The following is a 12,288-nucleotide window of genomic DNA, read 5'->3' as shown; positions in this document are numbered from 1 at the left end:
TGTAGCATGATAACCACGAGTAAAAAGAACGATATCCGTAAACTTTCGCTGGACGAACTTAAAAATTGGTTTACCGAAAACGGCGAAAAACCTTTTCGGGCCAAACAAGTGTACGAATGGCTTTGGAAGCATGCTGCCCGGTCGTTTAGTGAGATGAACAATATCTCGTTGCCTCTGCGCGAAAAATTAGATGCTTATTTTGCCATTAATACGGTGCGGGTAGCTAAACAACAGCGCAGCAAGGATGGTACTATTAAATCTGCTTTTCAATTGTATGATGGTAATATAGTTGAGGGCGTTTTAATACCGCACGACGAGCGGAAAACCGCTTGCGTATCGAGCCAGGTTGGTTGCTCGTTAACCTGTAAATTTTGCGCTACCGGCTACATGGAGCGTAAACGTAATCTGGAGGCCGCCGAAATTTACGATCAGGTAGTATTAATTAATCAACAGAGTTTGGATGCATACGGTATTCCATTAACGAATATTGTATTTATGGGTATGGGTGAACCATTACTCAATTATGCCAACGTAATGAAAGCTGTTGACCGGATTACTTCATCGGCAGATGGTTTGAATATGGCTGCCCGGCGGATAACCGTAAGTACCGCGGGGATTGCCAAAATGATCAAAAAAATGGCCGATGATGATATTAAAGCTAATTTAGCTTTGTCCTTACACGCGGCTAACGATACAAAACGCAACGAAATAATGCCGATAAACGAAACCAATTCGCTGGCTGCGTTAACGGAAGCGCTTCAATATTATCATCAAGTTACCGGCCGGAAAGTTACTTACGAGTATATCGTGTTCGAAAACTTTAACGATACCTTAGCAGATGCCGAAGAATTATATCGCTTTACGAAAGTCATTCCGTGTAAAGTAAATATTATCGAATACAATCCTATTGCAGCGGCCTTGTTTAAAAATACCGACGACGACCATTTATCTAAGTTTGTGTATTATCTGGCCGATAGAGGTGTACAAGTGAATGTGCGCCGCAGTCGGGGTAAAGATATAGATGCTGCCTGCGGGCAATTAGCTACTAAAGAAGAACAAGCAGTTTAATTTAGAATTCTCTAGCTTTATATAAAAGGAAACGCCTGGTAATTTTACCAGGCGCTTTCATTTGAACAGTGAACAAGTAAAGCAAAATCTTTATAAATCTGAAATCTAACTTCTGAGGTTTTCTGTACTTCTGAGTGGATGCAAAGATATTAAATTGACGCAATAAAAAACAAATATTTATAAATAATTTATAATTAAATTGTTAATTTATTATTAAATGTTTAGTATTTATTTGTAATTGATTAAAACTAATTATCGTCAATTTAGGCCTTTTGTTTACATTAGTAGCAGTATTTTAGGAATACAAAGCTTTAAATAATTATTTTTTTACTACTGAAATCTTGCTCAAAAACTTTAAATTTTTTGGGTCAGAATACTCGTATTGCCGGAAACCATCTTCGCCTACAACCAGCAAATTTTTGCCTAAAGGAACTACATCAAAAGCATGCCAATCTTTCAGATAACTTAATTGATTTGCGGTTATTTTATCTGGGTTACTAGCATCAAACACTTTCAAGCCGTAACTGCCTTCACAAATAAATAGCGTGCTTTTATCAATACCCAGTCCGTGGGGGTTTTGCATTGGATACGTTTTCCGGATTTGAGGCATTGCCGTATTACTTATATCTACTACATCTAATTGGTTGGTATTTGTGCTGCCGCACCAATTGGTAGTGTTGGTGCGTAAGGTAACGTAGGCGTAATTCCCTTCTACTACCACGGGGTCGCAAGCTTTTAGATGCGAGTAGCTACCAAGATAAGTAGGAATAGCAGGGTTTGCCAGACTATAAATAAGCATACCAGCGTTTGAACCAATAAATAACTTATTTTGATACGGGAAAATAGTCTCAATGCCACCGCCCAAAATGACCGGAGTTCCCTTCTGTGGATTACCGGGATCGGCTAGGTTAAAAATATCCATTTTACTGGAACCTACTGTATAGAGGTAATTACCATTAATGGTAAATCGAGCCATAGAGCCTCCTTGCCCTGTGGAACCGCTGGTGTAGTTAGATTTTACATTATTGTTCAGGAAGTTTACCGCACCATCGTTCACTAATACATTGTTATTTGGCACTATCTCATCACACTTGCGCTTTTCCGTTATTACTCTCTCCTTATAATCAATTATCAAACCTTTACTTGGATCAAGGGGTATTATAGCTCCCGAAGAGGAAAAGATTGGGGCAGGTTCAAAAACATTTTCTATGTGTTTTTTAAGTTTTACGGTAATAGGGTTACTAAAATCAAAAACTACTAAATCAGAAGCAGCATCGGCGTACAGCACCTGGTTCCGGACAGCCATATCTACATTACCGGGTATAGAAATAAAGCTACTATTTTGCGGTTTGCTGGGGTTACTGTTATCAATTACATGGATGCCTCTGTTTACCTCATTCACTAAAATATAGTCACCTATGGCGTAAATTTTGCCTGTATTTTGGAGCGGTTCAGCCGGCCGGGAACCAATTGTCGCCAACAATTCAGCCCGGGTTTGGTAAACAGGTTCGTATACTTTGTACGTGTAAGTGCCTTCGCATTGGTCGGTACAACCAGCTAAGAGCCAAGTAGCCAGAATAAACAAACCATATATAGTAGGTTGGCTAAAAATCAGGGAAAGTAGATAACGTTTCAACATCTGCAGAAAATTACAATAATACAAAAGGAGTAAGGCGCCTTAACTGATCAACAACAATGGTTCAATAATCCGTAACCAGTAGTAAAAAAAGATAATCCTGTATACATCCATTTTCAGGATAATAGTAGCATGGTAAACCAGCTTGACTAAGAACTTAATGATTGAATTATGGTAATTCAGGATTTTTACAAAAAACAGGTTTTCAGATAAATGACCCATCTGAAGATGGTTTGGTTGCAAGCTTAAAAGAATAAATTTTGCCCTAAATAGTTAGTTGTTTTCGTGGTTTGCAGTATGTCCTATAATTCAGGATTTAAGCCAAAAAAGAAAAGCCGCCCATCAGATTCATGATGAGCGGCTTTTCTTTTTGGTTTAGGTAATTTACTTTAATACAAACGGCGTGCGAATAACTCCATTGGGGGTAATTACTTGTAAAATCATGTATCCGCGGGGTAAATGTGCCACCGATACAGTTAAATTTAAATTTTTAGTAGAGCTTACAACTTGTTCTTGTCCTACTCTACGGCCAGCGGCATCGTAAAAAGTTATAGCTATTTGTCCAGGTCCGATGTTGCTGCCTTTTAACTTTAAATAATTGGTTGCAGGATTTGGATAAGCCGTAAGAGCCGTAATAGGTTTTAACTCTTCTAATAATTCTTCACTTATAGTCTGACCATCCGCAGCTACGGAAGCACAACTGCCAGCAGCTACTACAACTGTGTATCCTCCTGCTTTTGTGGCAGTATAAGTTTTACCAGTAGCATTAGCAATAGGTTCCCCATTATAATACCATTGATTACCCGTATCACTGCTGGAAGTAAATACATTTTCATTTACGGTAATAGATGGTTTGGCTGGGCTTACGCAGAAAGAACGTTCCACTGCTGGGGCAGCTTCAAAATCCTCGTTACCGGGTTGAGTGGCTTTCACTTTAACTTCACCCGGGCCCGTAACTACTAATGTATTTCCTTCTATAACGGCCGGACCGGAAACTACTGCTAAATTTACGGTTAAACCGGATGAAGCAGTGGCGGTGATAGTTAAAGGGTTGCTTTGTTCTGTCATGCTTTCTATAACAGGCATATTGATCATTTGGGATGCTTTTGCCGATAGCATTGCAATTCGGGTACGGCCTTTTCCTGCAATAGAAGTGAAGTATCCACCTAATAACAGGCGATTATCGGGCAGAAGAGCCAAAGTATTTACTTCCCGATTAGTGCCAATATTACTTTTTACCCGCGGATCAAAAGTAGGATCCAGGTTGCCATTAGCTTTTAACCGGGCCACACGGTTCCTAACCACGCCATCCACCTCGGTAAACATACCACCTACCATTATCCGGCCATCCGAACGGAGTAATACAGTATAAATGGCATTATTAATACCGGTTTTAGTATTAAAAGTAGCATCCAGGGAGCCATCAGTATTTAAACGGGCAATATTTTTCTTACTCTCCCCATTAAAATTAGAAAATAATCCGGCAAAGATGATTTTACCATCGGGTTGCTGTACCAGAGCTTTCACGGCACCATCCGGACCAGTACCGGAATAAAAATCTGCATCCAGATGCCCATCCGAAGAAAGACGAGCGAGGTATTTGCGGTTGCTATTATTTACCTTGGTAAAAGTACCACCTATCACAATTTTACCGTCAGCATCCACTAGGATAGCGGTTACAGCATTATTTATTCCGGTAGCAAACGTGAAGCTTTCGTCCAGAGAGCCATCAGCATTTAAGCGCGCAATCCGGGACCGGGTTTGATTATTTACCTTCGTGAAATTGCCACCAATTAAAATACGGCCGTCGGGTTGTACAGCCACTGCTTCAATTACCGCATCTATCTGGGGAGAAAATGTGTTATCCAAGCTACCGTTAGCATTATATCGGGCAAGGTAAGTATAACTGCTGTCGTCGTTAACGGCAATAAAATTACCAGCTACTATTACTTTACCATCCGCTTGTAAAGCCAAAGCATTCACAAAATCATTAGGTCCTTTGCCAGCATTAAAAGATCTATCTAAAGTACCGTTCGAGTTTAACCGGGCCACAAAATTACGAGAGAATCCCGTTACCGTAGCAAAGTTGCCCCCAATAAGTACTTTCCCATCCGGTTGAATTAACATGGTTTTTACTTTACTGCGATTACCTTTAGCGATGTTGTACTGCGTATTCAGTTTTCCCACCGAAGTTACCTGCACTATATTCTGGCATTCTACATCGGAATAAGAAGTAAAGCTGCCAGCCGCTGCAATGCTGCCATCCGGAAATAAAGCCAACGTAACGATTTTACCATCAGCCCCGGTACCTGGATTAAAGCTCCCATCTATGGTACCATCCGGGTTTAACCGGGCAATATGCTGGCTGGAAGTATTGTTAATGGTAGTAAATTCGCCGGCCAGCACTATTTTACCATCGGGTTGCTGGAGTAGATAGTTTACCACACCATCGGCACCACTACCTGCGTTAAATTCAGGATCTAAGCTGCCATCGGCGTTAATGCGGGCAAAATAACGCTGCGGCGAACCTTTTACCGAAACAAAATCTCCGGCAATTAATACTTTGCCATCCGGCTGCAGCACTACTTTATCTAATTTGGTAGTAGCATCGGAACTTACTTCCATACCCACATCAAAGGAAGTATCTAAACTTCCGTCGGAATTAAGACGGGCAATCCGGACACGGCTAATCTTGTTTACAGCCGTAAAAGAACCACCAATTATTATTTTACCATCTGGCTGCACTGCCACGGTATTTACCGTATTGTTTACGCCGTAACCGGGGTTAAAAGTAGTATCAATAGTACCATCGGGGTTAAGGCGGGCAATTTTGCTTAAGTAAAAGCCATTTGTAGTAGTAAAATAGCCACCTACTATAATTTTACCATCGGCTTGCAGTTCAATGGCATTAATGTAGTTATCAGGGCCGGTACCAATAGCAAAATTATTTGCCGCCGCTTGACCTGAATGAAAAGTAGTATCTAAGGTGCCATTTTTATTTAAGCGGGCTATTTTATTTTGCAGCCGGCCATTGTATTCGGTGAATAAACCACCAATAAGAATTTTACCGTCAGGTTGCAAGGCAATAGAATAAATATTATCATTCACACTAGTACCCGGATTAAAACTTAAATCCAGGCTGCCATCAGCATTTAAACGGGCTAATGACTTTCGGCTGGAACCATCAATTACCGTAAAATCACCGGAAATGATCAGCTTACGATCAGCAGTTTGTAGCGCACTTGCCAAAATTTGCCCATCCATTTCATACTTGCTGTATACCGATGGTTTAAAATTCGGGTCTACATTTTGAGCCTGACCAGAAGGCAAAAAAGCTAAAAGAGAACAGAAAAGACTAATTAGACCTACTAAAGTGGAATAAAAATTATTTCTGGTTAAATCGTGTAAAGGTTTACATAACATAGGCTATAACGAATAAGTAATTTATGGAGTAGGAGAGCTAATAAATTTTATGTTAAAACTTAAATGGAAGGTCTTTATCTTTCATCAACAGAAAACCTGATAATACAAGGCTAAAGCAAGAATAATCATGCCAATTATTTTAAAAAGTATATATTTGTTGCTTTTTATATAATGAATTTTATATTAATTTTAAAACAAGCTGAATACGCACTTTTTAGAAGCTATTATATGGATTGTAAATTGGGTGCTTTAAAAATAGTGGGATATTTAGGTGCGTTCTGGTAAAGAGTTTTTTATGAGTAGTTGTTTAACCGCCTCTGCCGGTAAATGAAATATAGCAAGCATAAAAAAAGGAAACCCGGTTTAAACCGGGTTTCCTTTTTTCTAAAGTAAAAGTAGTTTTGTTTAATTACAATGCTCTATTCTTTGCGAAAGCGGCCTTGAGCCGGTGGCCGTCCGGCTTGGCTGTCGTAGCTATCTTCGTGCGTTACTTCCCGGAGTTCTACTTCAACGGCATGCGATTTAGGGCGTACCCTTTCACCAAATCGGTTGGCGTACTCCTGGGTAAACTCAGCGCCAAAAAAGATGATCAACGAAGAATAATAAATCCAAACCAATATAATAATAACCGAACCAGCTGCCCCATAAGCCGAAGCAACATCGCTATTTCCTAAATAAAAGCCGATTAAATATTTGCCCAATACAAAAAGCAGCGCCGTTAAAAATGAACCTACCCAAACATCTTTCCACCGGATAACAGCATCGGGTAAGTATTTAAAAGTTAACGCAAATAAGCAGGTAATAAAACCCGTTGAAAAAGCAATATCAACCAACTGCATCACAATAACCGCTACATCCGGAAGGAACCGGGTCAGAAAATCCATCATAATAGTTAAAACAGCGCTTATTACAAAAGATATTAACATAAGTATGGATATACTTATTATTAATCCGAAAGATAAAAACCGGTCCTTTACTACTTTCATAATATTGTTTTTGGGCTTGGCTTTTACGTTCCAGATGGTATTAAGGGAATCTTGCAGCGTTATGAAAAAAGTTGTAGCTGTAAAAATAAGCGCCGCAATACCAACCGCTCCCATAATCCCTTTCGCATCGTTCCGGTTAATATTATTCACCATATTCTGTACTTCGGCGGCACCGTCTTTTCCAATCATTCCCTGAATTTGAAGCGCCAATTTACCCGACCAATCTACATCGCCTAAAAAGGTGCTGGCCGCAGTTATAATAATCAATAACAAAGGTGGTAAAGCAAAAATAGTGTTATAGGACAGAGCAGCGGCTAATCGGAAAGAATTATTCTCCATGAACTCTGATACTGAATGCTTACCTATATCCAGTATATCTTTAAAAGTATATTTTGCCATTTTAGTAAAAAATAAATTATTCAAATCAATGAGTCGGCTTTGCCCTTTTATCCACCCTAAAGTTAAATGGCCGTTAATTGTTTTATTTATTTCAAAAAACATTTAACGGAACATTTTTTCCTTCTGAGGGCTTACCTTATCCTTGCACCCTTACGCAAGCCACGCTACTTGGGTTAATTTTTGTTCCTCTATTATGAAAAAGAAAGCCTTTTCCATTACATCTGAAGTATAAATAAGAACAGAAGTGTTCCGGAGTGAAGGTAAATACTTAGTGTTCATAAAAGAGGGAATACTCTAATGCTCGATTTCCCATTCGTTTTTCTATCTTTATTCGGTTAAAAGTTCTGAAATAAAACGCTTCAACTATATGCTTCAGAAAACGAACAACTGGTTTTACCTCATCGGAGTCTTTCTTTTACTACCCGGCTTTATAATGGCCCAAAACCCGAACAATGGTTCCGACGACCAAGCCATTACGCTTGCCGACAAAGTAATTAAAAATATGGGGGGCGCAAAGAATTGGAACAACACCCGGTTTATTGCCTGGAGCTGGCGGGATCAATACCACATCTGGGATAAATACGAAAATAAGTTTCGCTATGAAAAAGATACCTTGGTAGTTATTTCGGATTTAAATATCAAACAAGGAACCGTTTATAGTAAAGGTAAAGTGTTGGCCGATGAAGCGAAACGCCAGGAAATATTGAATAAGCAATATGCCGTTTGGGCAAACAATTCGTATTGGTTTCTCATGCCGTTTAAGCTCCGGGATAATGGCGTTACGCTTAAATATAAAGGTGAAGGAAAAACCCAAGCCGGCGCCGATGCCGATTTAATAGAACTTACTTTTCAAAACGTGGGCGTTACCACGAATAACCGCTACATTATAGCCGTCGATAAAAAATCAGGTCTGGTTACGGAGTGGTCTTATTTTAAGAATGCTACCGACGAAAAACCTGGATTTACCCGGCCTTGGACAAATTATCAGAAGTACGGCAAAATAATGATTTCTTCCGGCCGCGGCGACGAAAAAATGAATATGAAAGATATTGTGGTGAGTCAGAATGTAAACAGTGATCTTTTTAATAGTCCTACACCGGTGAACAAGGCTCTAGTAAAGTAATTTTCTCTGGTATTAATAAGTGTTTATGCCTATAATAATTAGTGGGCATACAAGGATTGGCAGTAAGCAAACCAATGCTGATTTCTCCCTAAATACTGTCCGTAAGCTAGTTGATAATCAGAACTAAAATTTCTTGAACTATATTTTGCAGCTATAGATAACCTGTTGCTCCCGGAACAAGTATGCAAAAAAGGTTTCTTAGGAATTTTTAGAAAAATAGCGCATGGTAAAACCCAAAGGTACTTTAATTGCTCTTGGCGGCGGCGACGATGATGGCTTGCTGCAACTCATCCGGGCCGACTATTGCCACGCCCGTTCAGTAGTGGAAGTAATTACTACCGCTGCTCCTTCTCCTCAGGAATCAGGCGTAGCGTATCAGGAAGCATTTGTGGAGTTAGGCTTAAAAAATGCGAATGTAATGCACATTGATGAAGAGAACGAAGCCGATAAGCCGGAGTATTTAGAACGGATTCGCCGGGCGGATGTATTCTTTTTTACCGGCGGTGACCAGCGCCGCATTAACCAGTTTTTGCTGGATACCGAGGTGCAACGAATAATGCAGCAGCGTTACCGCGAAGAAGAAATTGTAATTGCCGGTACCAGCGCTGGGGCTAGTGCTATTTCAAATCGCATGATTTACGAAGGCTATGGTTCAAATTCGTTAGTAAAAGGAGAAACGAAAACTTGTTCCGGCTTATCGTTCGTGCAGAAAGTATACATTGATTCGCATTTTACGGAACGGGGCCGGTTTGGCCGCTTAGCGGTGGCCATTGCTAAATGGCCGGATTATATCGGCATTGGGCTCGGCGAGGAAACCGGGGTTATTATTAAAGAAGGTGATCTGGTAGAGGTATTCGGGCCGGGCGTAGTAACCATTATCGACGGCAGCCAGATTGAGTATTGCAATATTGATGAAGTAGCCTACGGTTCACCTATTGCGGTGGAGCATTTGGTTATGCACTTACTCGTAGAAGGGCACTGCTATTCTTTATCCGACAGAAGATTACAACCTATTCCCCGGCAAGTTACTGATACTAATAGTTAAATTTCAATAAGTGGTTATTCGTTAGTAGTGGCTTGTTGCTCGATGGGTAAGCTTTCGAAAATTAAGAATTTATAACAAATTATAGTCTACACTAATTGCGTCGAAGTGCTTATACAGCAATAATAAAAAACTTTCTCTTACGTCATTCAAAAAGAACCTGATCAAAGCGAGATTTAAAATAAATAAATACTTTCAGAATGATAGAAATGGAGTGGTTACTAAAATGGTTTTGGCCGGAGTAAAATTTAAAGTTTTTTGCCGTTGTAAAAGCGCATCACGTAATCGGCATCTACGTCGCCTTTGCTTATTTTGGTAAGCTTACTTTTTAGCAGCCGTTTCCGGAAACCGGATAAATGGTCGGTAAATAAAACGCCTTCAATGTGGTCGTATTCGTGCTGGATAATGCGGGCTACCATGCCGTTAAAGGTTTTTTCGTGTTTATTCCAATCTTCATCAAAATACCGGATAATGACATTCGCCGGCCGGATAACGTCTTCCCGGATGCCCGGAATACTTAAACACCCTTCTTCAAAAGCCCATTCGTCGCCGTTTTCTTCTAAAATTTGCGGATTAATAAAGGCTTGTTTCACGGCTAATTTTTTCTTCTCTTCATCTTCTTCAAACGGCGCCGAATCAATAACAAATAAACGCAGACCTTTACTAATCTGGGGAGCAGCCAAGCCTACTCCATGGGCATGGTACATTGTATCATACATATCGGTTACCAGTTTTTTCAGGTCCGAGTAATCATCTGTAATTTCTTTGGTTTTGGAGCGTAAAACCGGGTCACCGTAAGCCGTAATCGGATATATCATAATTAAAAAAGCACTTTCTGATATTAAATACTATATAGTAGATTAAAACATTCGCAGAATAAGATAGGTTCTGGTAAAACTTATTCCGAATGCTGCCGGCAAAATTAAGAAGAAATTCAAAGAAGTTTTACTGTACTTTAGCTCAGCTATCCAAAAAAACGTTAATAAGGCAAGAATATTACTGTTTTATAGTAACAAGTAAGAGTTTTTAACTATCTCGTACAGAACTTTTTGCTAAATGCTATGAATGTGAAGAAATAAATAAACTATACATCAGAACAGATAATAGTAATTAGTGCCTGGCCTAATTAGAAATTAAGGCCAAAAGGTTTTCAGCTAGAAAGAATGAAAAAACTAGGTATAAAAAAGGAAAGCGCCAATTTAAAAACCGGCACTTTCCTTTTTTATACTAACTTAAAGTTTATACTAGCCCAAAGAGGGTATAACTTTTTTACGGTTAAGGTTTCTTTACATTTTCTTGGTAAACTTATAGATTTTACCGTTGGCATGCCCTACCACGTAAAGCCCTTGCTGACTATCTTCGCCAAAGGAAGAAATGCCATCCGCAACTTTCGTAATTAATTCATTTTTAACCGCCGTATTGTTATCAAAAGTTAAAGCCCAGATATTCCCCGATACATAATCACCGTAAATATATTTTCCCTCTAGGCCGGTTAAATTTTTGTCGCGGCAAACAAAGCCACCCGTTATGGAGCGCCCGTTTTCGGTATTTTGCGGGTAGCTCCAGATAGGCTCTTCCAGGCCGGTTGAGTCGCAAGTAGCCGCTCCGTAACAAGTATTACCTTCCCGGATTTTCCAGCCGTAATTCCCGCCTTTTTTAATAATGGAGATTTCTTCTATGTTATTTTGCCCTACATCGCCGGCCCACAAGGTTCCCGTTGGCCGGTCGAAACTGAAACGCCAGGGATTTCGCAAACCATACGCATAGATTTCTTCCCGAAAACCTTCAGTGTTGCCTTTATAGGGATTGTCGGCGGGAATAGCGTAGGGTAGGTTGCCGGAAGTCGCGTTCACATCAATTCGTAGAATTTTGCCTAATAGCTTTTGGCGGTTCTGAGCGTTATTTTGCGGGTCACCGCCACTGCCGCCGTCGCCGGAAGCAATGTATAAATAGCCATCGTTACCAAAGGCAATTTTACCGCCGTTGTGGTTATCGTAAGGTTGCGCGTAGGTTAACAAAACTTGTTCGCTGTTCGGGTCGGCTATGTTCGGGTCGGCAGCACTTACTTTAAACTGGGATATTACCGTTTCCAGAGGGTTGCCGCGCGTATAGTTCACGTAGAAGTAGCCATTGGTTTTAAAATCCGGATGGAAGGCTAACCCGAGTAAGCCCCGTTCGCCGCCGGAAACTATTTTCGTACTTAAGTCCAGAAATACCGGCGCATTAGCAACTGTTTCCTGGTTAGGGAATACATGAATTTTACCCTTCTGCGAAACTACAAAGATTCGATTTGTTTCATCTGCGGGACTGGTTAATTCTACGGGCATTTCAAACCGAAGGGTCGGAAAGGCTTCTGCCAGGGTATAATCAGCTGGAGCCGGAACGATTACGTTAGGATCGGGAGTGTTATCATCTGATTTATTTACTTCGCAGCTTAGTAGGCTAATAAGTAAACTCAGGCTAATTAGTATTCGCAACTTCTTCATGGCTCTCTTTAATAATGTGAATTTTTCTGGTTAGGTGCTCTGTTTTTTAACGAGGATAACCTAGGGTTATTTTAAATTAAGTTTTGTTTCGTGAAGCCTTTTTAAGTTTCCAGGGTCTGGTGCTA

8 protein-coding genes are annotated in these 12,288 nt (G+C 40.2%); 3 read left to right on the top strand and 5 right to left on the bottom strand.

The window, feature by feature from the left end; genetic code table 11:
* Positions 1-6: 6 nt before the first annotated feature.
* The gene (gene rlmN, locus AHMF7605_RS16005) at positions 7-1,068 is read left to right on the top strand and encodes a 23S rRNA (adenine(2503)-C(2))-methyltransferase RlmN (protein WP_106930996.1); all 1,062 of its coding nucleotides are present in this window, start codon (positions 7-9) and stop codon (positions 1,066-1,068) included.
* Between the two features lie 319 nt (positions 1,069-1,387).
* Here rlmN and AHMF7605_RS16000 read toward each other — a convergent pair whose 3' ends face one another.
* The 3 genes from AHMF7605_RS16000 to AHMF7605_RS15990 form a co-directional block, all read right to left on the bottom strand.
* Complete coding sequence (locus AHMF7605_RS16000; protein ID WP_106930994.1) at positions 1,388-2,707, bottom strand: LVIVD repeat-containing protein; 1,320 nt, start codon at positions 2,705-2,707, stop codon at positions 1,388-1,390.
* Between the two features lie 381 nt (positions 2,708-3,088).
* On the bottom strand, positions 3,089-6,127 hold the full coding sequence (locus AHMF7605_RS15995; protein ID WP_106930992.1) for a T9SS type A sorting domain-containing protein: 3,039 nt from the start codon (positions 6,125-6,127) through the stop codon (positions 3,089-3,091).
* Positions 6,128-6,546: 419 nt separating this feature from the next.
* Positions 6,547-7,512, bottom strand: a complete 966-nt coding sequence (locus AHMF7605_RS15990; protein ID WP_106933504.1) for a YihY/virulence factor BrkB family protein — start codon at positions 7,510-7,512, stop codon at positions 6,547-6,549.
* 367 nt (positions 7,513-7,879) lie between these two features.
* Between AHMF7605_RS15990 and AHMF7605_RS15985 the strand changes: the two genes are divergently transcribed.
* Positions 7,880-8,635 (top strand): hypothetical protein, encoded by a 756-nt coding sequence (locus AHMF7605_RS15985; protein WP_106930990.1) that lies wholly within the window; start codon positions 7,880-7,882, stop codon positions 8,633-8,635.
* A gap of 223 nt (positions 8,636-8,858) precedes the next feature.
* Positions 8,859-9,680 carry a cyanophycinase gene (locus AHMF7605_RS15980; RefSeq protein ID WP_106930988.1) on the top strand — a complete coding sequence of 274 codons (822 nt, stop codon included), beginning with the start codon at positions 8,859-8,861 and terminating at the stop codon, positions 9,678-9,680.
* Positions 9,681-9,925: 245 nt separating this feature from the next.
* Here the strand turns inward: AHMF7605_RS15980 and def are convergent, their stop codons facing one another.
* Positions 9,926-10,495 (bottom strand): peptide deformylase, encoded by a 570-nt coding sequence (gene def, locus AHMF7605_RS15975; RefSeq protein ID WP_106930986.1) that lies wholly within the window; start codon positions 10,493-10,495, stop codon positions 9,926-9,928.
* A gap of 468 nt (positions 10,496-10,963) precedes the next feature.
* Entirely contained in the window at positions 10,964-12,163 is a 1,200-nt protein-coding gene (locus AHMF7605_RS15970; protein WP_106930984.1) for a PQQ-dependent sugar dehydrogenase, read from the bottom strand.
* Positions 12,164-12,288 lie beyond the last annotated feature (125 nt).

This window comes from Adhaeribacter arboris (assembly GCF_003023845.1).
Lineage (GTDB): Bacteria > Bacteroidota > Bacteroidia > Cytophagales > Hymenobacteraceae > Adhaeribacter > Adhaeribacter arboris.
Note: the sequence above shows the minus strand (reverse complement) of the source record. Positions and strands in the feature narration are given on the sequence as shown.

What these genes read in the sequence shown, in the direction of transcription:
- AHMF7605_RS15985 (WP_106930990.1), top strand. Translation starts at nt 7,880, where the DNA reads ATGCTTCAGAAAACGAACAACTGGTTTTACCTCATCGGAGTCTTTCTT.
- rlmN (WP_106930996.1), top strand. Translation starts at nt 7, where the DNA reads ATGATAACCACGAGTAAAAAGAACGATATCCGTAAACTTTCGCTGGAC.
- AHMF7605_RS16000 (WP_106930994.1), bottom strand. Translation starts at nt 2,707, where the DNA reads ATGTTGAAACGTTATCTACTTTCCCTGATTTTTAGCCAACCTACTATA.
- def (WP_106930986.1), bottom strand. Translation starts at nt 10,495, where the DNA reads ATGATATATCCGATTACGGCTTACGGTGACCCGGTTTTACGCTCCAAA.
- AHMF7605_RS15970 (WP_106930984.1), bottom strand. Translation starts at nt 12,163, where the DNA reads ATGAAGAAGTTGCGAATACTAATTAGCCTGAGTTTACTTATTAGCCTA.
- AHMF7605_RS15990 (WP_106933504.1), bottom strand. Translation starts at nt 7,512, where the DNA reads ATGGCAAAATATACTTTTAAAGATATACTGGATATAGGTAAGCATTCA.
- AHMF7605_RS15980 (WP_106930988.1), top strand. Translation starts at nt 8,859, where the DNA reads ATGGTAAAACCCAAAGGTACTTTAATTGCTCTTGGCGGCGGCGACGAT.
- AHMF7605_RS15995 (WP_106930992.1), bottom strand. Translation starts at nt 6,127, where the DNA reads ATGTTATGTAAACCTTTACACGATTTAACCAGAAATAATTTTTATTCC.